This is a genomic window from Ensifer sp. NM-2 (assembly GCF_003024455.1).
Classification (GTDB): Bacteria; Pseudomonadota; Alphaproteobacteria; order Rhizobiales; family Rhizobiaceae; genus Ensifer; species Ensifer canadensis.
Window position 1 is genome coordinate 274800 of record NZ_PVZR01000005.1, and the last position, 20436, is coordinate 295235.

Sequence of the window (20436 nt, forward strand, 5' to 3'; positions counted from 1 at the left end):
TCTCGTGAGCGTATTTTAAGCCGCGTTGTTCCGCGAAAAATTGGAACAATTTTCCGGCGGGCGCGTTTTATGCGCACCCCATGGATAATGGCAGTCCCCCCGCAGCCATTGTCCCATACTCCCGGCCCCCTCAACAGGGGGCCATTCTTTTATCCACGACCAGCTATCTGCGCGACGGGCTCGGCTAGTCTATCGGACGGCTATACCTGATAGGTGCGTTAGTCGACAGTCGTTCGTTAAATTAGCGAAGCCTTGTAGAACGCAAAGTGCGCCCTATCCTCTTCGGCAGGAGGATACGCCATGTCGAAAATTCCCGCGCCGACGCTTCCGGAAGGCCACCGAGATCGCGTCCTCCTTTGTCAGGACGCGTTGGAGGCAGAGTTCCTGTCGCTCTCCGATCGAGCGCAACGGGCCGGTTGGTCACGCGAGGAAGTCGCAATGGCGTTGATGGACCTTGCAGACTGCTATTTCCTCGTGAATGCCGATTTTGAAACGTTGGAGCTTGGTGGCGGCCTTGTACGTCTCGCAAGAAGGCTGCACTAGGGAGTCGATTAACGGCGTCACGGCCGCTGTATTGTACCCTGATGGAAGAGTATCTGCCATTTCTTCCCGTCATGCTTCCAGATTGAACTTCGCAAGGCGGATCGTTCGGACCCGTCGCGATAAGTGAGATGGCTCTCGTACGTCAAAAGCACCGCATTTTGCGAAATAGGCGCGAGAGCATAGTTGGACGTTCGGAGAATGCCGTCGGTGTGATCCTCCTCCTGGGTCAAAAGATTTATGACCTCTGCTCGACGATATACGCGTCCCGACGCACCGAACTCGACGAACTCTTCTGCAAGCAATGCTTCGATCGCTAGCTTCGAATGCCTGACCGATGGTCGATGCAGTGCTTCTTCGAGAAACTGGATTTCGGCGGGGTCGGGATCGGGGCTCGACAAGGGTGGTCACTCCAGTGGGCAAGTTATCGTTGGACTGGTCAGCCGCGTAGCCCGAGCAAACGCGGATGTTGTGCCAGCGCCTGGGCGATGCGCCCGCGAGAATATCAAACCAGCCAGAATCTGAGAAGTTCCGCCATGGGACTTCAGTCTGACTCACCGTCGGCAAAGGTCTGAAGTCGATTGTTGGGAAGTCGCGTCGCGCTAAATTTATCAATTAGCCCATGTCGCTGAAGACCCTCACAAGAAAAGCCATGGGTGGTAACGGCCCAGAGCCGTTCGAACGTCCCTACGAGCGGCTCTGGTGCCACCGGTTAGAAGAGACCATGGGAGATATCAGGATGTACGAAAGGCACAAATATGGGCAGCCCGAAAAAACCGCATCAACCGGGCTGCCGATCGGTGTGATGCTTCTCTCGGTAGCAGCGATAGCCGTTTACCTGATTGCTGGAGGCGAAATTCTCAACGACAAAAGTGGGGACGTCGCCGTGTACCTTCCCAAGGTAGAGGCGAAATAGCTTTACTCAGGCCAAGGGAGGCGCGAAATGAGCTTGTTAAAGCTAGGGCGGGCTCGCTTGGGGATGGCGCTACCGCGCCATCGTGGGTGGTTGCTCACAACCAAGGACCCGCGATTAGACGACCTCTTTGAGTGCTACGCACTGGCCTCAACGGCACTGGCTAATCTTCAACGTGAACTTCCCCGTCGGGAGGCGCTGATCGAGGAATACGAGGAAGTCTGCGGCAACCTGCAGGCGGATGTAGTCGAACTGCTTCCCCTGCTAGAAGCGCGATGGCTTCAGCGAAACCAGTAGCCCGACGTCCGGTTTGGAGCTTCCTCGCGTTGAACTGGCATGAACAGGAAGGACCACCAACGTCGATGATCAAAGATCCTCAAGGCTGCCCCCTCCCCGGAGGGGAAGGGACGCCGTCTATCAGGGCTAGTCGATAACCCGAACGATCTTGCGGGTGCCCGGGTCCACCAGCACCGTGCGGTCGTCAACGACCACATATCGGTAGGTGATGTCCGGTGCATCAATGGTGTGTAGTTCCACCGTTTCGGGAACCGTCGAACCGACATTGAGCTCCACTCCGGGAAGTTTGATGGAAGCGAGGGGCTTCTTCTTCACGTATTCGCGGACGACCGTTTCCTGCTCTGGGGTGACAATGACTGTCTGAGCCAAGGCGATGCTCGAAGCGCCGAGCAGAAGCAGTCCTGTGACGGCCGAGCTGACAAGTTTCTTCATTTTCTTCTCCAGGCTGGTTGTTGTATTCCCACTCTCAATGCGGGAACTTCTTACCAACGCCGCTGGGCTATTGCCGTTCCGATGGCCAGACTTCAGTCGCATGGGGTTTCGACCTTAGTCTGGCGCGCCTTTAAGACAATAGTCCGGGAAGTGCGTGTAATCTGCGCCTTCGATACTTTTAAAAGTGGGCACCGCATTGGTTGGAAAGCGAGAGGCTGAAGCACTTGCCGCCTGTCTGATCGGGCTCGACCAAAGCGGCATCCAAGATGCGGACTTCCTAGGCCCGTCATTTAGCCACTAGAGCTCGTCGGGACAGCTTCCCACAGAGAAGCGGTCCCCCCCCCGCTGTGGAGGCAGGCCGCCCTCGTCAATCGCATCCTCGAGCATCGTCCGGCGCGCCCGCTGTTCCATGGCCGCGCAGGTCCGTGACCGACAAAACTGATTGCAGTCGCTTTGGCGAACAAATTGGCGCGTATCGCCTGGGCTCGTCATGGCCCCGGCGGCGTCTACCGAGCTCCGACCCTTGGTCCTGCCCAATGCAGCAGCCAGAAGTCGTGAGACGTCGGGGATGTGGTGAGGTCTAACGGAGGATTATGGGCAATCGGTTAGAAGGGGATTGGATTAACCAGCAGTGGGGTGAGTGCTCAGAAGCACGTGTAGCCGATTGGGATCCAATCCCCGAACTCCATAATGGCCCGCGTCGTCAATCTCGCCACATGAGGCCGGACCATGTCAGCGCCTGACCACTTGTCTATACCGAAGTAAGTTTTCGATGCATCTTTCGGGGCGTTCACACACATCCCATTTGATTTCAAACGCCCAGTCTCCGGCGGCTGGCACCCACTTGGCTAGCAGCGCAAGGCAGGGCTTGACGCGGTCCGGCATGGGATCGAAAGACAGGCACGGAGGGTCGCGCGGCCTCTTCGGCCGCCCGCGCAGCACAGCATCATCATCGAGGAGCAATTGCTTCGGGCGCTTGGCTTTCGCAGGTACTTTAGGCGTGACTTATTAAACGCACATTGCGCAATGAGTCACGGGAACCTTTTTCACAAAACGCGATTTTTGCTGATCAAGCAGCCCGGTCACGTGCTGCGAAACACCCAACGTCGAGAATAAAGCCATGCAACAAGAAGACACCAGACAACAGTACAGCAAAGTGGTTCGCGGCTGGAACACGCGGTATGACCTGGAAGAATTCATCAGCGCGCACCGGCTCACCCCCCTTGTCGCACGCGAACTGTTCGAGAAATTCGGACCGTACAAAATCGACCTCGATCGCAAGGTCGCCGAGCTAAGAGCAGCAGGAAAATCTAATCTTGGGCATTAAGACTAATTGGGAACAAACCGACCTCTCGGCAGTTCCTCTCCGCCCCTCTAAGACAGCCAGGCGGTCGCTACCTTCCTCTCCGGCGGCCGCCTGGAACAAACTACGGCTTACAGACAACGGCCGCCCACGGCGTGCGGATCTCCCCCGAAATTCCAGAGTTGAAACCCCCCGGCGACGGCGCATACTCAACGCGGGGCTAACGTCGGCCTGTTCCGCCCCGGGCCGGCTGGGATTAGGGCGATGAGCAAAGTGGTTGGATCTCGCAGCGAGATAATTACGCCTGACGACTTCAAGCAGATAGAATGTGTTTTCCGGGAAATCGTCCAGGAAAAGCACCTCGCCGTTGATAGCGAGGAAGCTGTTGAGCTCGCGGCGCGCCTGATCGGTCTTTTTCAAAGCGGCATCCACGATCATGATGCGCTGAAGTTGATGGCTAGTTGACTGTAGCTACCGGACCATTTGACAGAAAAAAAGCGGGTTTCACCCGTTTCCGAGTAGTTGGTTGAGGCTGCGTACAAACACCCGCCCGTCGGCAAGCTTATCCACCCGAAGCCGTCCTTCCAGCACCTGCATCGCATCTAGTTCCGAATTCCTCAATCCGCTGGAATCAACGCAAGGACGAGAAGACTGAAACTACACGATTCGTCGGTTCGAACAAAGATGACCTCCGATCAGGATGCTCTTCACAGGTTCGCTAGCTACTTGTAGCTATATTCGGAACATCCCGTTGGTGTGACCGTTGCCCGTACAATTCTACGGAGTGACAAGCCATGAAAATCGAAACACGGGCGACCACTGTGGCCGAAATGGTGCCGGAGCTTCGAGCATGGGCTCATTCGTTGCGTTCGTCGCAAAAACTGGCCGATGAGCTCGTGGACACGCTCGAACTCCCGATTAACGACCTCGACCAGGTCGCACCAAAAGCCGATACGCGCCGATGGCTCTACAGCCTGATGGTGGACATCCATAGCGGCCGCCGCAAAAGCAGAGCCGCCGCCCGAAAGCTCACGCGCGGATAAGGCAGCTCCCTCGCCCCTCAAAAAAGCGGCCCCCGCTGTGGAGGCCGCAAGCTATGCGTACCCAGTACCTAACTTTACAACGATTTCAGATGTAGCGGAATACCCGCATCCATCAGCCAAGTTTCACCGAAAGCTTATGAAGGGTTGAAATCCTGCGGACGGCAAAACTTCGTTGTGAGAAGCCAGTCGCCTGGTGCGTATTACGCCAGCAGTCCCGCAGCACTGTCCCACTCTCACGGCACCTTCCGCAGGAACCTATTTTAGTTCAAGCTGCTTACTGCACTTTCTCAACTCTCATATGTGAGAATTCCCATGCGCCAGCGGCTGCGCATATTACACACACAGGTGCTAGCGACAGGGGATACATATGGGTCGGACGACGGCAGATGCGGGGAAAGCGCTTTCCAGGCAGATGGGCCAGCGCATCAGAGCCATACGTATGATGCGAGGGTATTCCCAAGGGAAACTCGGAAGCTTGATCGGCCTGTCGTTTCAGCAGGTTCAGAAATACGAAAATGGGACAAATCACGTCTCCATTCCAGTGCTGATGCAAATTTGCGAGGTGTTGGACGCACATCCAATGGATATCATCGGTGAAGGTCCGCAGGATGGACAGGACAGAGTCAACGCTCTGCTGCAACGCCTTGAAGCCGCAGAAAGCAAGCTGAAGATTCTAGAAAGTAAGCTGGCGCGGATGCAGAAAATATTCGCCGAACCGGATTGATGCGGAGGACGTATCATTCGTCCCTATCAGAGAGACATCTCAGGTGGGGTCGCAAGAATTATATACGGCAACTCGCGTAAGCGATCTCAAAGAAAATGCGGCCTCCGGAGGAGATCGGAAGCCGCAATGGAGATTGCCTTCAACACCTCAAGGATACACCCGCATTCGCTCTGATGCGAGACAATTTGCCTGCACTCCGTTGTTGTCAAACCTTCCCAATGATCACCAACACGATGCGTCGAATGGGTTCGGCAAAACTCACGCGAAGCGCCATCGATGCAATGCCGGCGACCCCGAGTGCGCCGATGCCCATCAGCTTCCAACGCTTTACGTCATCGGTGACGGGCTTCATCTCCGCAACATCCGCACCGATCGACGTCACCGACGCTTCGACGCCGGCCCGGCTCGCTGCAGACTTGTCTTCGGATCTTACCGCCCCCTCCTCTAATCGCCTGATCGAGTCTTGCAGGCCACGCATGCCTGCAACCAGCTCGCCGAGCTGTCGGTGTACTGCCGCATCAATATCCGCAGGTGCCATCTAGCTCCCTTCCCCGTGCCTCACGCATTCCGCCTTCGCCCAGACGCCTCCGGCGCAAGGGCCGACGACGCTCCGGTCGCCCCTCGCGCGCCGACCAGGTCAGTTCCGACGACCCACCGCAGGCCGTCGACACTTGCTGGCGCCGAAGTCCCACAGCCCGTCAGGACAAGTGTCATAGTCAGAGCGGCATCGCCCGCGGAATGTGCCGCCGCATTGCTTTGCCTCTCGAATGCGTTGGTGACCGATCGTGCGCCATCCTCCTGGAGACGAACTCTCCCTTAGCCCAAAGATCCAGCCTCAACCGCCCGACGGTTGACGAGACCCTTCACCCACTTCATCAGCTCCGCCGGCACGGCGTCGTGGTCGCCTTTGTCCAGTTTCTTCAGCAGCGTCGACTTGCCGAGCCAGCCTGTGTTGAAATCAGAGGACACGAGCACGGCGTGCTGATTGCCGGTCAACGGTACCTTGACGAGGCGCGCAACTCGCTCCTCAAACATGGGCGAGGTCGGCGCGCAGGATCTCTTCGGCGCTTGCCTTGGTGATAACCATCGTGGGCGTCACCTTCTGCCGCGCTGGTGTGGCCATATCCGATGGTCCAAATGTCGCCTACGTCGCGAGAGGCCTTCGTCCTCAGGCCGCCTTCCCACTGCTTGACGAGCGCGAGGCCCGCCGCGTTGATGCGTCGGTTCATGGTGTTAACCTCTTTTGTTTTCAGGGAAACATGCGATAGTTGATAGGCGGGAAGGCACGGTCAGGAGAGACCGTTATGAACCTTGAAAGGATCGGTAGATCCCGTCTGAAATTGAAGCTTCCAGCGTTGAGAGCGTTGATTGATGCGCAACAGAGCCGGGCCTTTCGTGCGTTATGTGAAGAATACGCCCTCGCCGCCATGGCTATAGATGAATTGACCGCTGCGGTCAGTCATGACCCCGTCGATCTCGACGGTTTGGAAGCCGTCTGCACTGAAATCGAAAGCGAGGTCGATCGACTGCTGCGAACATTTAACGCGAGCAAGATCTGGCGGTAGTTTATAGCAATGTCCTTGATGGGAATCGCCAGATCAGGGCTGGCCATGTGTAGGAAGAGCACGCCTCCGGCTCGCTCTCCCAGCCTATCGTGAAAAGCTACAGTCGATCCACACCGTGGTATTCCTCAATCTCTGCGAGTTCTATGCCGCGTCGGTTTTGATGATCGACGATATACGCAAGGAATATCCTGTTCGAGCTGAGCTGCTGGCCGAAGACGAGACCATGTGCCGCGCAAGGGAGGCCGACGCTGTTGCCATGATGAATGGCGGAAAGAACGCGAGGTGGCGGCAGGCCGCCAGCCGTCCTGATGCTTGCGCATAATCACCTTGCCCTGTCGGCTTGATTGCAAGATCTCTCGCAATTGAAATTTCGGTTTAACCCTTCCTTGGTGGCGCCATCTTAGATTGCACCGAAAGGGAGAGGAAGATGCAGGACCTTAGCGAATTAGGACGTCGCCGTCTGTGGGCGAGACTGCCGAAGTTTCGACGCGCGCTCGAAATTGGGACCCGTTCGGCGGAGCTGAATGACCTTTTTGAGGCGTATGCACTCGCAGCCGAACGGTTGGCCGAACTGCGAGAGCCAGAGCAGCCAGACCAAAGTCTTCTATTCGAGTACGAGGTGGCAAGCAGAGGGATCGAAGAGGAGGTAACCCGGCGTCTGACTGAGATCCACGGCGATCCGGTCAACAACTCCCTGTCTGCCACATCCCATGAAAGTGGCCTTCTTCGAAGTCGCATACGGATTCGAGCTAGCTGGCAATCTTCATACTGAGAGATCCTGTTCGAAGCACGCGGCGCAGGTTGTGACGAGAGCGCTGAGACGTAAAAGGCCCCTTCTCCTACGAATAGGACAAGAGGCCCCGTCTGAGCGTTCGAATTCACAGACACTCGCATTGTATGCCCCGCTTCAGGCGGAGCGCAAGCCGAGCTTTTCAGCGCCTCCAATTTATCCGCCAACATTGTGCCAGCACGGACGGTAGGCTGCGCGATATGGTGGCTGCCGTCGCTGACGATGCTGGTCACAGTTTCGGTGGGTGTGCTACTGCGGGCTCTGCTCAGAACTCATCTGAAACGGGCTGTGAGACTCAACGGCTGAGCAATACCGAGAGGCGAATGCGGACACTGGCGACATAGTTCGCGTCGTGTCCATTCAGGAGCGTCGTTGAGCTCATTTTCTCCCTTGCTCACGCCTGTTCGTAGGTACCGGTCAGAGTTGCTTGGGACAGGACGTGTTTTTGAGCCATGATCCACATCGCCTCGATACCCGCCACGGCAGGCACTGCCAAACTTGGAACTTCGAGAGCCGCGAGGCAGAACCTGTAGCGGTGGGGGCCGTGACCCTTTGGGGGCTCGGGACCATCATAACGGGAATTGCCGAAATCATTTCGACAAAAACTCGGGCCACCGCCAGGTGCTGTGTCGGAACTTTGCGGTAGTTCACTCCAGTGGCGTGGTATGTTGAAAACACCGCAGTGCCGGAACACGCCTCGTGGTGCGTCCGGATCTTCGACGATCAACGCGAAGCTTTTGACATCCTCGGGAGCGCCGGTCCACTTGAGCGCCGGCATAAGGTTTCCACCCAAACGGGTATATGTTTCAGGTATCAACTCGCCGTCCGCAAAAGCGGGGCTTATCAGTGTCATGGTCATCTGAAATCTCCGGTGGCTTGAGGCTCCATTAGGGCGGCTTCCCCCAAACCTCAGACTTCCTCCATGGTTCCAACTCCGCCGGCTGCGATTCTGGGATGGTCCGGTAACCTGTAAACAAGAAATTTTTACCTAATGTGATTGGCGCCGCCATCAGTTTAGCCGGTAGGCACATGACCGCCCGAACCGATGGAACAATCGGAATGCCGGCAATGGGCGTCTTCCGGGCTTCGGCATAATCAGACTATTCAGTCCGAACCTGGTGAAGGTCTCCGTGAGGGGCCGGTGGCGTTCCGCACCAATTTCCGTTCGACAGATGAGGTACCGGCGGCGTTGCGCGAACTTCCGGCCCGATCATCGGTGAACGTTCTTATTCCTCGGTGGCAGGGATTTTCTCCAATCCATCCAGAATCACTGCCAGGCCATGATCGAACGCTGCGTCAGGGCCAGCCTCGTCGAGGATGTCCATCGCTGACCGAAGCAGCGGATACATCGCCATCTAACTGATGACGCCGTCACGCTCGCCATCGTCCTTCTCCCTGGCCTGTTGCTCCAAAACCGCCCCAACGGTGAAGTAACTGATCGTCATCAAGGCATGGGTCGCATCGCTGGCCGAGAAGCCGGCGTCGCACAGGAGACGAAGCTGCGCCTCGGCCGCTCCCAATTGCGGCGCGCTTGGCCGGGTGCCGGCATGAATGCGCACGCCGTCGCGATAAGCTAGTAGTGCCAACCGGAAGCTACGTGCGTTGCCAACCAAGAACGAACGCCAGTCGTTTTTCTCCTTCGGCGCCGAGTGTGTGTGATCTTCTACCAACATGGCCTCGGACAGCGCGTCGAGCAATGCGCGCTTGTTCTTGAAGTGCCAGTAGAGCGCGGGCTGCTGAACGCCCAGACGCTCCGCCAGCTTCCGTGTCGTAAGATTGTCGACGCCGACCTCGTTCAGGAGATCAAGGGCAGTACGGATTATCGCGTCCTTCCGCAATTTTGTTGGTGGCATTCACCGCACTTCTGCAGGGCGACAGCACCGATCCGGCCCCTAGCGGGTCTGCCGGTTCGGGCATAGTTCGTGAAGCCGGTCCAGCAAGCAACAAAAGATATCCTTGCCACTACGCGCAGGTTAGCGCGCGGCTAGGAATGTCCTGGAAGCGGTCACTACAAAGGTGCGCTTGAAAATAAACTTAGTTGAGAAGGAACAAATACTTAGTTAACCGTGCTATCTGCCCCTGTAAGACTAATCAGCCGGAAAGTTAACGGGGAGGAGAAAGGGGTCGTCACAGGGCCAATGGTACCGGGGCGATCAGCGGCTCGCAAACGCGTTGCACAGGGCTGTTTTATGGCTGCCCGAGAGGGTTCGCCTTCCCCGCCTCGCATTCCGGCAGTCGCACAGGTTTGGCGAGTTTCGCCAGTGCCTCGGGCTTGGCGCATGCCGGGAAGCCAGCTAACGGCATCGTCTCTATGAACCGACTGCGCTCCACTGTGCTCAGGCCGGGTTCATTGATCATGCTCTCGACAGTCAGGTCCGGGTGCTGCTTGAGAGCTTCTATAACCGAAGCATTCGCCTCATCGGTTCGACCGAGTGCCGCGAGAGAGCTGCTACGGACCACCCAAGTCCACTTTTGGTAGTTGTTTGGCGTCATGCGCTCCAGCATTTTCACCGCGTCCTCATATCGGCCCGCCATAAAATAGGCAGGTGCGAAGAAGTTGGACGCCCACATCGGATAGTTCGGGTCCAGCCTCATTACCTGGTCGACCATTTGAGCGCCGCGTTCGGGTTCACCGAAGCGTGCTGCAAAGCCGGTATAGAAAGTCAGGATTTCGGACGAACCCGGAGCTAGACGAAGAGCCGTGTCCAGCTCAGACTTGGCGCGGCCCATGTCGCCCTTATTAGCAAGGCTCATACCAAACACCGCGTGTGCTTCAGCGTCGCTCGGATCAAGCCGAACCGCGTGTTCGGCCACATCGTCAGCGGACTTTCGGTTGCTCTCTGGGTTGACACCAAACAACTCCAATATTTCATGAGCATGGTAAAGTTCTACCCAGGCCCGTGCCAGCTCCGGGTCCAGCTCGACGGCGCGGTTGAGAAACGTGATGGCCTCTTCCTCATCGGCTTTGGTGAGCTTTTCTATTTTCTCGGACCCGAGAAGGTAGAAATCATAGGCATTGAGGTTTTCTGGCCGTTTACGTTTGGCTGCAGCCCGCCCAGCCGCTTGAATTAGTCCTACTCCGCCGCCGAGGCGGTTGGCGACCTGCTCTGCGATTTCGGTCTGAACGGCGAACACGTCCTCAGCGGGCCGGTCCCAATTCTCCGACCAAAGATGGTGGCCGGTTTTAGCATCGATCAACTGAGCGGTGATCCGTACCCGGCCCCCCTGCCGTTGGATCGAGCCTTCCAGTACAAAGCCGACATGGAGCGCGTTTGCGACGTGGCGGGCATCCACCGGCTTGCCTTTATAAACTTCCGTCGAATTCCGCGCCACCACCTCGAATTCGGGAAACCGCGCGAGGTCGGTGATGATGTCCTCAGTCAGGCCATCGGCCAGACGCCCGCTAGCCTCGTCGCCGCCATAATTGTCGAAGGGCAGTACTGCCACCGACGGCTTGGAGCTCAATGGTTCGGGCTGGTAGAACCACCAGACCCCGCCGCCCGCCAGAACCAGCGCCACGATCGCCGCCGCAACCGTCTTGGCCCAGCGCGGCATCATTCCGAGAAGCGGGCGACGCGCCCGTTTGCCGTCGAGTCTCAGCCGATACACTCGCACTGGGCGGCTTATGTTCTTGACCTGCTGCTCGCCGGCGAAATCGAGCGGCCAGTCGAGTTTGCCCTGGAGATGATCGTTGGCCGTGCCCGACACCATCACGCCGCCCGGCTCAGCCAACTGCTCCAGCCGCGCGGCGACATTCACCACATCGCCATACACATCGCCGTCCACCAACACCACATCGCCCAGATTGATCCCGACACGGAATACGGTGCGCTGATGCTCCGGTAGGTCGGCGTTGCGCGCCGCCACGGCATTCTGAAACTCCGCTGCGCAGGCAACCGCATCAACCACGCTGTCAAACGCGACGAGTGATCCGTCTCCCATCAGCTTGACAACGGTGCCGTGGCGTTGGGAGATGGCGGGATTGATCAGCTCGGCGCGGATGATCTTCAGTCGGCTGATGGTGCCGACCTCATCGGCCTCCATCGCCTTCGAGTAGCCTACCATATCCGCAGCCAGGATCGCCAACAGCTTCCTGTGGCCTAGCTCAGGGATACTCATCATCGTTGCCTTGCATGAACATGCAATAGTGTGGGCAGTCTACACCCATCGACGCGACGCAACTAGCACACCGCCAAAACGGCATGGCTGCTTGTGGCGCATTGCGGACGATGACCACTAGCTGCGCTTGGGCCCAAAGCTGTCAGCGCCGCAGCGCTTTCGGTTGGTGGCATTTGCTTATATGAGGAGGGTCAACACAGAACTTTCTTCAGGGTGACATCTGGCACTCCGTGATTCATTGCGGCAGCCGCGGCGCTACTGCGGCTTGCCGCGGTTGCGGTCGGGCGCACTGAGACCGGGCTGGGCGCATTCTATCGGCGTTTGTCCGCACGTGTTGGCAAGGCCAAGGCGGTCACCGCAACCGCCCGCAAAATCGCCGTCTTGTTCTACAATACGCTGCGGCACGGCATTGAATACAGCGATCCGGGAGCCTCCTATTACGAGGAGAGTTACCGCCGACGCGCCCTCAACAATCTCGATCGAAGGGCAAAGTCGCTTGGCTACACACTACAGCCCGCGTCAACGCCCGCCTGAGTGTTTCTTAGCCGCAAAAACCTCACCCGGTCGTGGAAGGACCCGTCGCAGGGTTTGGTGAGCATGCAAAGGCCATCGAAGGTATTGAGCCACTGGTTGCTGTGCCCACCGTGTCGGCCGTTGGCCAACCCGATCCGGGCTTGCGTCGGCCAGGTTCAAGTGGTCCGATGAGGCAGTCAGCATCCTGAAGACCCGCACGTCGGCAACGTGGGAAGTCCCAAAAGGAGGTCGGATCAATCCACCAGGGCCTGGAGCGCCCCATTGTCTGGGCACAGGACAGCAGCGCACTGGGCGTTTATATTAGCGATACCGGAACTATGTACGATTATCTGTGTTAACGAAGGTAATCAAATCGCGCACTCTGGTCTCAGCCTTTGCTGGGACGTTTTCTCACCGTGATTGAAGGCTAACCGCGCTTAGGATGAAGAGCGGATTGTCTGCCGATTCCGAGTGCGCCCGAATTGGGAGACCCATGATGCGAGGTGATAATACCAGCCATCAAAATAGCAAGCTCGTCGGTCCCTGGTCCGATCGCTACGATCTGGAAGAGTTCATCGCTGCCTATCACCTGACACCGCTCGCCGCCCGTGAGATCTTCGTCAAATTCGGTCCCCAAAAAGCTGAACTCGACCGGAAAATGAAGGAACTTGGAGTCCCCACCAACTCGGGCCACTAGCCAACGCGCTTAGAACATACGAACAATCGCCATGTGAGTGTTGGAGTTATGTTGAGGCAGGTCCCACAGGAAGCCCAGGCGGTGGTGCGTACGCACCAGAAGATGACCTGCCCTACGCTCAGATTTTAGCCTGTACTCCGGTGATTTCGCTCACGTGTGGGCGGGAACGGAATGATTCTGGCCCCGAACTTGAGCGGCGAACAGCGATTTGACGCGATAAGGCGGTCGAGGCGGTCCTCGATAAGGTAGTGGACCACACAACGTATATCGGCTTGCTTCAGCGCAGGGAAACAGGGGGTCGCTTCAATGACCAGCATGTCGAAGATCGTTTTACCGCCGTAATTCGAGTGGAGCAGTGTTGTCAGCCTTTGAGCGAGCCACCCCATGGCTTCGTCTACGCAGACAGCCACATCATGGGTCGGTTGCATAGTTGGTTCTTTCCCAAGATAGTGTCAGTGACCTTTCCTAGCCCTCCGATCCTCCAATCCGGTGAAAACGGGAACGGCAATTTTATGAAAATGCGCCTCTCTTCGGACGGCGACAGCTTGGCAAACGCTATTCGACTCCGAGCAACCCTTCTCCAGAGAGATCGGATCGCACTGCTATGGGAATCAAATGCAGTTGCACTCCCGCCCGTGATTGCTGCGCCAGGATAGTAGGATGAGGGAGGATTGCCGCCTTGCTCCTTCAGCGGTAAGATCGTGATCGAGAAGTTTAGCCATTCAAAAGGACCATTTCATGCCGACGGGTACTGTTAAATTTTTCAATCAAGACAAAGGATTTGGTTTCATCTCGCCTGACAATGGCGGCACGGATGTTTTCGTGCATGTTTCGGCGCTTTCAACGGGGGACCTGCTGCGCGAGGGCCAGAAGGTCAGCTATGAATTGGGTCAGGACAGAAAGACCGGAAAGTCGAAGGCGGAGAACGTAAGCCCGCTTTGAACCATATTGTAGCTAGCGACGCTTTCTTAAGCGTGTGGCCCCAGTAAGAGCTCGGCGAGATCGCGATTCCGTTCTGCGCTAAGCCTCGCGAGCTCGATTACCGCTGTCCTGCCGTAACGCAGCGCTTCCTGAACATGGTGGCCAGGGCGAGGCCTGCCAGTAGCAACGGCTTACATCATCTGGACCGACCTGGGAGCGGTCGGCGTCGCGATTCTCGGGATGATTGTTCGCCAGCGAGTGAATCGCCTTCTGCTTCCATCAGTTTGATCGCGTTGGCGTCGTCGGGGCGAGGTTATTCGTCTCGGCGTGAACTGGCCGCCTTCAATGATATCCGTGCTCGGCCCGTTTGAGTAGGGAACCAGAGGTCACGATTGGCGTTTGGAATTGAGCAAGGAGGATGACATGGCGAAGATGAAAATCCCCAAGAAGGTCGCGGGCTACAAAGTGCCAAGGACTATTCGCAAGAACGCTCTTTTGAAAACCCTGTTGGCGAGCAAGGCGGGGCGAGATGTACTTGCAAAGGCGTTGATAGCGGGCGCGGGTGCAGCTGCAGCCATCATGGTTGAGGAAAAGGATGAGATTTCGGACGCGGCCAAATCCGGAAAACGGAAGGGTCGAAGGGCTCTCGGGCTGCTTGGTCGGGCATTCCAGCAGGGATCAGATGCCGCGCTAGATGTTGTGCGGGAAACCGCAATGGCAGCGATCCCAAAAAAATACCGAAAGGCGAAGCGCGAAAACCCTCGGAAGGGCGTCGTCGTCCACTAGCGACAGCGCCGCCCCATTCCAGCCGGTTGGAACGGTTCGCTCGAAGCCGCACGGGCAAGGGGTTGGTCAAGCAGGCCAAAGCTGCCGCGGCGGTTAAAATTGTCAAAAAGCTGGTTCGTGAACATCCGTTTATAGCCGCTGATCTCGTGGTTGCTGGCCTCTCTCGCGCAGCGCGGGTCGGAATTGAAGAAGCCTGGGAAAGCGTAAAACCCGGAGGACCGGATGGCCGCAAAATAGCATGATGACGAGGTTGGCGTCGGGCCGTCCAGTCCACAACATAGAAGCGTCGGTAACGAAATATGCCTCATTGTGTATTTGCCATGGCATCTCTCTCAAGGCCAATTTAGAACCAATGTTCCGCAAGTGATGACCAGGCGTTGTCGCTAGCGTGATGACCAGAAAGCTTGGCTGAAAGTTCCTTTATAATTCAAGTGCATAAGTCGTTCTCGGTGGTCTTTGCTTATATGAGGAGGGTCAATACGGAACTGTCGTCAGGGTGACATTTTTGCACTCCGTCGGTTATTGCGGCATCCACGGTCTGAGCCCGATTGCGCGACGCGGCTCGTTGCCAAGCCAAATCCAACTTATATACGGTCGCTGTTCGAAACAGCGGCACCAACATCCCGCTTGCGGGCGGACAAGGCTCAGGAGGACGATACCCTTCTACACGAGCGGCCCATTTACGCGGTGCAGATGATGTGCTCGCTTTGAGAAGCCTAGTGCAAAGAGCCTAGCTCGGAACCAGCGAGCGCTGTTGTTTTGTTTGATTTAAGCATTGGGCCGCCTCCTCTGGTTGCTCTTTGGGGAAAGCACACTTAAATCGGTTCTTGCGCGGACAGCAAGCTTATTAAACACCGCCGCCGATAACCCAAGCGCGATCCGCAGGCAAGAACGGGATCGACGCGGCGGCTGAAAATAAGCGATCCCACCGGGTATATTTCTACGAGCCGAACCAGTGGAACTTCCATCCGTTTTCGGTGTTCTTCGGGGATGAGAACGGTAGCTCAGACAGATACATCAGCTTTGCCGCAGGCTCGCGACATCTATACCCTCCACGAGTTCGCTGCCGTCTATGATCTTGGCGATGGGCGTGCGCACGAACTTTACGAGCGGTTCGGGCCAATGCGATCAAGACTCGACACATTGATGCTCGTAATAAGCCAGTCCAAAAACTGGAAATCGTAGCTAACTGCGCTTCCCCAACCCGGCCAATAGGCAACATGACCCTTCCGAGGACGGCGAGAGGGAACCTTAACTGCCGTTCGCAGTTCGAGGAAAAGAACGAAACCGGAGAAGGAGAAATCTGATGCCTCGCGGCGACAAATCCGCTTATACCGACAAGCAAAAGCGCAAGGCTGAGCATATCGAAGAAGGCTATGAGGACCGCGGTGTTTCGAAGGACGAAGCGGAACGGCGGGCCTGGGCTACTGTCAACAAGGAAAGTGGCGGCGGCAACAAGTCCGGTTCTGGTCGCGGTCACGAGGAAAGCCATGCCTCGTCAGAAAAGGGCGGTAGAAAAGGCGGCCAAGCCTCGGCTGCAAGATCAAAGGAAGCGCGTTCAGCGTCCGCTAAAAAAGCGGCTGCGACCCGCAAGCGCAACGAGCAGCATACCCATCACTGAGCAACTCGAGCGATGAAGAAACTGCTGGCGCTCGATGAGAATTAGCGTGGCACGCCTAGCCTGCGTGCCCCGCCGATTTCCATTGAGATATCTCTATTCCAATGCACAGCGGGCGCCACCCGCCAAACCGGGTATCGTCTATCACTGCAGCAGTTCCAATAGCCGCTTTGCATTCTTGATAGCGTGGCCATCGCGATCGTTGTTGAAATAGGCCCAAACAGTTTTCGCGTTACTTTGTCGGATGCGTTCAGCCCATACCGCCAATTCAGCGTCACTATAGTCATGCCGGTACCACTGCTTGACTCCATGAAAGCGTATATAAATATCATGGGTGGTTTGCACGAGTTCCTCGGGCAATCGAGGGCCGCTGCAGGAGCAAAAGATAATCCCCGCGTTTCGGAAAGCGCTGAAAACCTCGGCGTTCCACCAGCTCTTGTGGCGGAATTCCAGAACGTTTCTCTGCCGAGGATCGAGCTGATCAATAATGGTGCGTAACATCTCGGGGGAGTAGCGAATGCTGGGAGGCAGTTGAAAAAGAAAGCAGCCCATCTTTGGGCCGAGCAGATCGGCAATGTAAGCGAAGTCCGCAATTAAGATGCGGGTATCATCAAACCGCTTTACGTGGGTGATGAGCTCGCAGACCTTTACCGTGTAAACGAACTTGGGATTCGCTTGGCGCAGCCAGGTCCTGACTGTCGCAAGTGTGGGCCAGGAATAGAACGGCGCGTTGAGCTCGACCGTGTCGAATTCCTGAGCGTAAATGGAGAACCATTCTTTCGAAGGTGCATCCGCCGGATAAAGCTTCCCTTTCCAGTGCCAGTAATACCAGCCGGAGCAACCGATATGGACGCCGTTCAATGGGGGCTGAACGGAATCAGAGCCGGCATTACCCTCCCTGGCAAGACGGGCCGAATGCATTTTCTTCGCGCGCTCGATATTGGCAATCCGCTGCTTTTGCCTACGCTCCGCACGCCGTGTTCGCCGTTTCTCAATTTCTTCAGGAGAGCGTTCCGCCACCGAATAACTCCACATTTTCAGATGGCAATTCTCCAGTGCGGTGTTTGTTCCTCTGGCCAGTTCGCAGAGTTGCTTCTTGGCAGAGCGACGCAGCTGCGCGCATCGGCGTCGTTGCGGTTGACACACGATGAGCGCAGCCGAGCGCCCCTGCCGTGTCACGCCGCTTCCGACATTCAATGGCATCGAGCAACGACTTCGAGAACCAACTCAAATTTTGGCCGGGCGTCGAACAAGGCTGCCGCGATTGCTGGGCAAGATCGGGCGCCGTCGTTCCATGAACGAATGCATCCGTCGCACAGTCCTGATGTTTATTTGCCGACCCGTTCGAACAAAAACCGAAAGCAAGCGTTTTCCAATCGTGCAGCAACTGGAGGAACCACAAATGGACTGGGATCGCGTCGAGGGGAATTGGAAACAATTTAAGGGAAAGGTAAAAGAACAGTGGGGCAAGTTGACCGATGACGACCTTGATCAAATCGCCGGCAAGCGCGACCAGCTTGAGGGCAAGATTCAAGAACGCTACGGTCTCGAAAAAGACCGGGTCCGCCAAGACATAGACAATTGGTATGGACGTCAGGATTGGTGATCCTTGACCTGCCCCGCCTTGGCGAGGCATTCCTATGTCTAGTTCGGCCACACGATGTCGAACGCACCAGGCCCTGGCCAAGCAACGCGACGGTCTCTTGCGTTCCATTAGGGAGCAGATGATGGATTTCCAGAACGTTGGGCGAGCCCGCCTGATGATCCGGTGGCCGCAACATAGCAAGCAGATTTCCGACGCCAACTTTCCAGCTTTTAATGATCTGATGGAAGCCTACGGTATCGCGGTATTGAGCCGCGATGAGGTGCGCGGGCAGCGCAAGCCAGATCTAAAGATGTTAGAGGATTACGAAACGCTGTGCCAACAGCTGGAAGTCGATAGTCTTAAGGTTCTGGCTGATGTGGCCAGGCATGATCCGTTAGCGGACCGTCGTGCATAATTTGAAGCGCATAGAGCGAGTACGAAACGCCAAGGCATGGGGTCCCTGAATCCGGGTCAACCGCCGCCGATTTCCTTGCCGGCAGCTGCCAGCGCTCGGATTCTCTCGTTTTTTGAGCACGGTGCTCTCCGGTCGACTTCCACGAGTGGTTGATCGGGTTGGCCAAGGCGGATACCCTCAACTACCTTTGAACGACAGAGCTGATTACAGCAAACCTCGACCGGAAATGGCAGGCGTAGTTCAACTCAAAGATATGGCCGCCCCGTTGCCGATCATTGCCAGCCTCGATGGCATTCCTGCAGAACTATGAGTTGCGGGCCAAGATGTATGCTATCATATGGGCCGGGTCCCAAGGGAGGGCGCGCACGTGGGTAAGATATCGACCGAAACGTCAATGGGGTTGTCCCAGCAGATCGGTGAGCGGCTCAGAGCAGTTCGTCAAACACGGGGGCTTTCCCAGCAGAGGGTCGCTTCTGCTGTTGGCCTGACGTTCCAGCAGCTTCAGAAGTATGAGCGCGGCACGAACCGCATCTCGGTGCCAACTCTCATTCAAGTCTGCACAGTATTGGATGCTCACCCAATGGAAATCATCGGGGACTTTCCTCAAGACGATGGCGTGGCACGACCGAACGTTTTGCTTCAGCGACTTGAGATTGCGGAAAGCAAATTAGCCCGAATGCAGAAGATCCTGGCTGAACGGAACTGAAACAAAGGCCTACCCCGCTCAGCCATTTCTTCCGCATGCCGCCTCGCTGCACAAGGTTTCAACAACCTTCGTCGCAAAGCCTTAATACCAGCGCCCGCGTCCGTAAAAGCCACCGGTTAGGACGAGAACAATGAGAACAATGATGAGCAAGGTGGTGATATCCATTTGAAACCTCCTGGGAGTGGCCTGTCGCCATCGATCACAATAATCGAGGATGCAAACTCCCCTGGATTTAACGCGTCGGACGTGTCTTCGTTCCCGTTCCCGTTCCCGTTCCCGTTCCCGTTCCCGTTCCCGTTCCTGAGCCGGCCAGCGGCCGCCACCGTCGTTAGTCGAACTGGACGCGACGTGGTCGATGCCCGCCTTGCAGCATTCGGCAACCTCGAGGACAAGACGCATTTGCCGCCTCGCGGTTGAAGTTCTGGGGCGCTATGAATTTCGCTGCGTTTCAGCCAGCATAATCTTGGCGAGATCGATGAATTGGCCACGCGGATATTTGGTCAAATAAGCTTTGATCATTTCCGCATTGCCACTGTCGCGCACGGTTTCCCAGAAGGAGACTTCGATACCGGGGTCGGGTTCCCCAGATCCACCCTGTTCGACGCGAGCGCTTGCCAGTTCAGCGAACTGGCCGTTCGGGAACCGCTGCAGATAAAGAAGATACTCGGCTGGATCATCACTCTCCTGCACCGATGCCCAAAAGGCGATCTCTACGCTGCGCGCCTCATCATTGCTATCATTGTCCTGGGAGAATGCTTGTTCAACGGAAGAGAAGCCCTCCGGCGTCTCTGGGGGAAGCGGCTCCCAATTAAAACTTGGCTCTCCTTGCCGGTCGAATATAACGCGAAAGATGCGGAGAGGGCGGGCAATGTTTTTGATCCGGTGTTCTCCCATATCCTCGAAGGTAGCATCGACGCGATCGCGCAGGTGATCGCGTACACCCCTTGTAACGCAGATACCGCCCACGTCCGCGAGGCTCTCCAGGCGGGCGGCGATATTGACGCCGTCGCCGAAGATGTCGCCGTCTTTCACCAGAACGTCGCCTATGTTTATTCCGATGCGAAAATTCATCTTTCGATCCTCTGCGAGATCTTGGTTGGCGCGCCACATCGCTTGCTGAATGGCTACAGCACAATTGAAGGCATGGAGGATCGAGGGAAACTCAGCCAATACACTGTCGCCAGCCGTTCCGAATATTTGACCGTGAGCTTTTTCAATGAGCCCATCAACGACAGCGCGATGCGACGTCAGCGTCGCCAGCGTCTGTTCTTCATCGGCGTTCATCAGCCGGGAATATCCCTCAACATCGGCCGCCAGAATGGCTGCGAGCTTTCTCTCAAGTGGCGGTGCTTCCATGCGAGCGGTCCGATCCAACGCCTTTTTTTCCTATGCGTCTATTGTCCTTCAACTGATGAGAATGTGCGTTTGTTCCCTCTTTGAGCGGGGCGTAAACCAAGGCTGTGTAACCA

23 protein-coding genes and 3 pseudogenes are annotated in these 20436 nt (G+C 56.7%); 16 read left to right on the plus strand and 10 right to left on the minus strand.

Translation table 11 applies throughout. The features are described 5' to 3' along the window. Positions 1-300 precede the first annotated feature (300 nt). The gene (locus C6558_RS13020) at positions 301-543 is read left to right on the plus strand and encodes a hypothetical protein (RefSeq protein ID WP_057217762.1); all 243 of its coding nucleotides are present in this window, start codon (positions 301-303) and stop codon (positions 541-543) included. A 17-nt stretch (positions 544-560) separates the two neighbouring features. On the opposite strand, the gene C6558_RS13025 is transcribed toward C6558_RS13020, so the two are convergent. Continuing rightward, complete coding sequence (locus C6558_RS13025; protein WP_057217760.1) at positions 561-941, minus strand: DUF4440 domain-containing protein; 381 nt, start codon at positions 939-941, stop codon at positions 561-563. A 221-nt stretch (positions 942-1162) separates the two neighbouring features. Here C6558_RS13025 and C6558_RS13030 point away from each other — a divergent pair, with 221 nt between their 5' ends. Next, the gene (locus C6558_RS13030) at positions 1163-1456 is read left to right on the plus strand and encodes a hypothetical protein (RefSeq protein WP_057217757.1); all 294 of its coding nucleotides are present in this window, start codon (positions 1163-1165) and stop codon (positions 1454-1456) included. A 420-nt stretch (positions 1457-1876) separates the two neighbouring features. On the opposite strand, the gene C6558_RS13040 is transcribed toward C6558_RS13030, so the two are convergent. Next, positions 1877-2182, minus strand: a complete 306-nt coding sequence (locus C6558_RS13040) for a DUF1236 domain-containing protein (protein ID WP_057217753.1) — start codon at positions 2180-2182, stop codon at positions 1877-1879. A 1120-nt stretch (positions 2183-3302) separates the two neighbouring features. Here C6558_RS13040 and C6558_RS13045 point away from each other — a divergent pair. From C6558_RS13045 to C6558_RS13060, 4 genes are all read left to right on the plus strand, one after another. Further along, positions 3303-3509 carry a hypothetical protein gene (locus C6558_RS13045; RefSeq protein ID WP_057217751.1) on the plus strand — a complete coding sequence of 69 codons (207 nt, stop codon included), beginning with the start codon at positions 3303-3305 and terminating at the stop codon, positions 3507-3509. A 240-nt stretch (positions 3510-3749) separates the two neighbouring features. Then, positions 3750-3950, plus strand: a complete 201-nt coding sequence (locus tag C6558_RS13050) for a hypothetical protein (protein ID WP_057217748.1) — start codon at positions 3750-3752, stop codon at positions 3948-3950. A 329-nt stretch (positions 3951-4279) separates the two neighbouring features. Beyond that, positions 4280-4528 carry a hypothetical protein gene (locus C6558_RS13055; RefSeq protein ID WP_107027318.1) on the plus strand — a complete coding sequence of 83 codons (249 nt, stop codon included), beginning with the start codon at positions 4280-4282 and terminating at the stop codon, positions 4526-4528. Positions 4529-4895: 367 nt separating this feature from the next. Then, complete coding sequence (locus C6558_RS13060; protein ID WP_107027319.1) at positions 4896-5252, plus strand: helix-turn-helix domain-containing protein; 357 nt, start codon at positions 4896-4898, stop codon at positions 5250-5252. 205 nt (positions 5253-5457) lie between these two features. On the opposite strand, the gene C6558_RS13065 is transcribed toward C6558_RS13060, so the two are convergent. The 3 genes and pseudogenes from C6558_RS13065 to C6558_RS41595 all read right to left on the minus strand — a co-directional run. Then, positions 5458-5790, minus strand: a complete 333-nt coding sequence (locus C6558_RS13065; RefSeq protein ID WP_107027320.1) for a DUF1515 family protein — start codon at positions 5788-5790, stop codon at positions 5458-5460. A 278-nt stretch (positions 5791-6068) separates the two neighbouring features. After that, positions 6069-6287 (minus strand): glycoside hydrolase family protein, encoded by a 219-nt coding sequence (locus C6558_RS13075; protein ID WP_107027321.1) that lies wholly within the window; start codon positions 6285-6287, stop codon positions 6069-6071. A 98-nt stretch (positions 6288-6385) separates the two neighbouring features. After that, positions 6386-6481 (minus strand): annotated as a pseudogene (locus C6558_RS41595) (lysozyme); the annotation flags it as partial. Positions 6482-6556: 75 nt separating this feature from the next. Between C6558_RS41595 and C6558_RS13085 the strand changes: the two are divergent. Beyond that, a complete protein-coding gene (locus tag C6558_RS13085) occupies positions 6557-6817 on the plus strand; it encodes a hypothetical protein (protein ID WP_057205331.1) in 261 nt (86 codons plus the stop codon). Positions 6818-8001: 1184 nt separating this feature from the next. Here C6558_RS13085 and C6558_RS13100 read toward each other — a convergent pair. From C6558_RS13100 to C6558_RS13110, 3 genes and pseudogenes are all read right to left on the minus strand, one after another. Then, positions 8002-8466, minus strand: coding sequence for a YbhB/YbcL family Raf kinase inhibitor-like protein (locus C6558_RS13100; protein WP_057217728.1), 465 nt, complete (start codon positions 8464-8466; stop codon positions 8002-8004). Positions 8467-8833: 367 nt separating this feature from the next. Further along, positions 8834-9460, minus strand: a pseudogene (gene tetR / locus C6558_RS13105) (tetracycline resistance transcriptional repressor TetR). Positions 9461-9794: 334 nt separating this feature from the next. Continuing rightward, positions 9795-11726 carry an adenylate/guanylate cyclase domain-containing protein gene (locus C6558_RS13110; protein ID WP_107027397.1) on the minus strand — a complete coding sequence of 644 codons (1932 nt, stop codon included), beginning with the start codon at positions 11724-11726 and terminating at the stop codon, positions 9795-9797. Positions 11727-11972: 246 nt separating this feature from the next. Here C6558_RS13110 and C6558_RS13115 point away from each other — a divergent pair. From C6558_RS13115 to C6558_RS13145, 6 genes and pseudogenes are all read left to right on the plus strand, one after another. Then, positions 11973-12260: pseudogene (locus C6558_RS13115) on the plus strand (IS110 family transposase); the annotation flags it as partial. 475 nt (positions 12261-12735) lie between these two features. Beyond that, complete coding sequence (locus C6558_RS13120) at positions 12736-12936, plus strand: hypothetical protein (RefSeq protein WP_146160888.1); 201 nt, start codon at positions 12736-12738, stop codon at positions 12934-12936. 738 nt (positions 12937-13674) lie between these two features. Further along, complete coding sequence (locus C6558_RS13130; protein WP_057224890.1) at positions 13675-13878, plus strand: cold-shock protein; 204 nt, start codon at positions 13675-13677, stop codon at positions 13876-13878. Positions 13879-14280: 402 nt separating this feature from the next. Next, entirely contained in the window at positions 14281-14643 is a 363-nt protein-coding gene (locus C6558_RS13135; protein WP_057213916.1) for a hypothetical protein, read from the plus strand. A gap of 62 nt (positions 14644-14705) precedes the next feature. Continuing rightward, positions 14706-14885, plus strand: coding sequence for a hypothetical protein (locus C6558_RS40525; RefSeq protein ID WP_146160889.1), 180 nt, complete (start codon positions 14706-14708; stop codon positions 14883-14885). 1064 nt (positions 14886-15949) lie between these two features. Then, positions 15950-16264, plus strand: a complete 315-nt coding sequence (locus tag C6558_RS13145; protein WP_057213927.1) for a hypothetical protein — start codon at positions 15950-15952, stop codon at positions 16262-16264. Positions 16265-16405: 141 nt separating this feature from the next. On the opposite strand, the gene C6558_RS13150 is transcribed toward C6558_RS13145, so the two are convergent. Further along, complete coding sequence (locus C6558_RS13150; RefSeq protein WP_371412263.1) at positions 16406-17464, minus strand: DUF72 domain-containing protein; 1059 nt, start codon at positions 17462-17464, stop codon at positions 16406-16408. Between the two features lie 199 nt (positions 17465-17663). On the opposite strand from C6558_RS13150, the gene C6558_RS13155 reads away from it, so the two are divergent. The 3 genes from C6558_RS13155 to C6558_RS13165 all read left to right on the plus strand — a co-directional run bounded on the left by C6558_RS13155 (position 17664) and on the right by C6558_RS13165 (position 18967). Then, positions 17664-17867, plus strand: a complete 204-nt coding sequence (locus C6558_RS13155; protein ID WP_057205291.1) for a CsbD family protein — start codon at positions 17664-17666, stop codon at positions 17865-17867. 121 nt (positions 17868-17988) lie between these two features. Next, positions 17989-18261, plus strand: a complete 273-nt coding sequence (locus C6558_RS13160) for a hypothetical protein (RefSeq protein WP_057213933.1) — start codon at positions 17989-17991, stop codon at positions 18259-18261. Between the two features lie 367 nt (positions 18262-18628). Continuing rightward, complete coding sequence (locus tag C6558_RS13165) at positions 18629-18967, plus strand: helix-turn-helix domain-containing protein (RefSeq protein WP_199197009.1); 339 nt, start codon at positions 18629-18631, stop codon at positions 18965-18967. A 429-nt stretch (positions 18968-19396) separates the two neighbouring features. Here C6558_RS13165 and C6558_RS13170 read toward each other — a convergent pair whose 3' ends face one another. Next, positions 19397-20323 carry an adenylate/guanylate cyclase domain-containing protein gene (locus tag C6558_RS13170; protein WP_057213936.1) on the minus strand — a complete coding sequence of 309 codons (927 nt, stop codon included), beginning with the start codon at positions 20321-20323 and terminating at the stop codon, positions 19397-19399. Positions 20324-20436: the final 113 nt, after the last annotated feature.

What these genes read in the sequence shown, in the direction of transcription:
- C6558_RS13045 (WP_057217751.1), top strand. Translation starts at nt 3,303, where the DNA reads ATGCAACAAGAAGACACCAGACAACAGTACAGCAAAGTGGTTCGCGGC.
- C6558_RS13120 (WP_146160888.1), top strand. Translation starts at nt 12,736, where the DNA reads ATGCGAGGTGATAATACCAGCCATCAAAATAGCAAGCTCGTCGGTCCC.
- C6558_RS13100 (WP_057217728.1), bottom strand. Translation starts at nt 8,466, where the DNA reads ATGACCATGACACTGATAAGCCCCGCTTTTGCGGACGGCGAGTTGATA.
- C6558_RS13075 (WP_107027321.1), bottom strand. Translation starts at nt 6,287, where the DNA reads ATGTTTGAGGAGCGAGTTGCGCGCCTCGTCAAGGTACCGTTGACCGGC.
- C6558_RS13055 (WP_107027318.1), top strand. Translation starts at nt 4,280, where the DNA reads ATGAAAATCGAAACACGGGCGACCACTGTGGCCGAAATGGTGCCGGAG.
- C6558_RS13130 (WP_057224890.1), top strand. Translation starts at nt 13,675, where the DNA reads ATGCCGACGGGTACTGTTAAATTTTTCAATCAAGACAAAGGATTTGGT.
- C6558_RS13150 (WP_371412263.1), bottom strand. Translation starts at nt 17,464, where the DNA reads ATGCCATTGAATGTCGGAAGCGGCGTGACACGGCAGGGGCGCTCGGCT.
- C6558_RS13155 (WP_057205291.1), top strand. Translation starts at nt 17,664, where the DNA reads ATGGACTGGGATCGCGTCGAGGGGAATTGGAAACAATTTAAGGGAAAG.
- C6558_RS13065 (WP_107027320.1), bottom strand. Translation starts at nt 5,790, where the DNA reads ATGGCACCTGCGGATATTGATGCGGCAGTACACCGACAGCTCGGCGAG.
- C6558_RS13135 (WP_057213916.1), top strand. Translation starts at nt 14,281, where the DNA reads ATGGCGAAGATGAAAATCCCCAAGAAGGTCGCGGGCTACAAAGTGCCA.
- C6558_RS13170 (WP_057213936.1), bottom strand. Translation starts at nt 20,323, where the DNA reads ATGGAAGCACCGCCACTTGAGAGAAAGCTCGCAGCCATTCTGGCGGCC.
- C6558_RS13040 (WP_057217753.1), bottom strand. Translation starts at nt 2,182, where the DNA reads ATGAAGAAACTTGTCAGCTCGGCCGTCACAGGACTGCTTCTGCTCGGC.
- C6558_RS13060 (WP_107027319.1), top strand. Translation starts at nt 4,896, where the DNA reads ATGGGTCGGACGACGGCAGATGCGGGGAAAGCGCTTTCCAGGCAGATG.
- C6558_RS13050 (WP_057217748.1), top strand. Translation starts at nt 3,750, where the DNA reads ATGAGCAAAGTGGTTGGATCTCGCAGCGAGATAATTACGCCTGACGAC.
- C6558_RS13160 (WP_057213933.1), top strand. Translation starts at nt 17,989, where the DNA reads ATGGATTTCCAGAACGTTGGGCGAGCCCGCCTGATGATCCGGTGGCCG.
- C6558_RS13145 (WP_057213927.1), top strand. Translation starts at nt 15,950, where the DNA reads ATGCCTCGCGGCGACAAATCCGCTTATACCGACAAGCAAAAGCGCAAG.
- C6558_RS13020 (WP_057217762.1), top strand. Translation starts at nt 301, where the DNA reads ATGTCGAAAATTCCCGCGCCGACGCTTCCGGAAGGCCACCGAGATCGC.
- C6558_RS13030 (WP_057217757.1), top strand. Translation starts at nt 1,163, where the DNA reads ATGTCGCTGAAGACCCTCACAAGAAAAGCCATGGGTGGTAACGGCCCA.
- C6558_RS13085 (WP_057205331.1), top strand. Translation starts at nt 6,557, where the DNA reads ATGAACCTTGAAAGGATCGGTAGATCCCGTCTGAAATTGAAGCTTCCA.
- C6558_RS13110 (WP_107027397.1), bottom strand. Translation starts at nt 11,726, where the DNA reads ATGAGTATCCCTGAGCTAGGCCACAGGAAGCTGTTGGCGATCCTGGCT.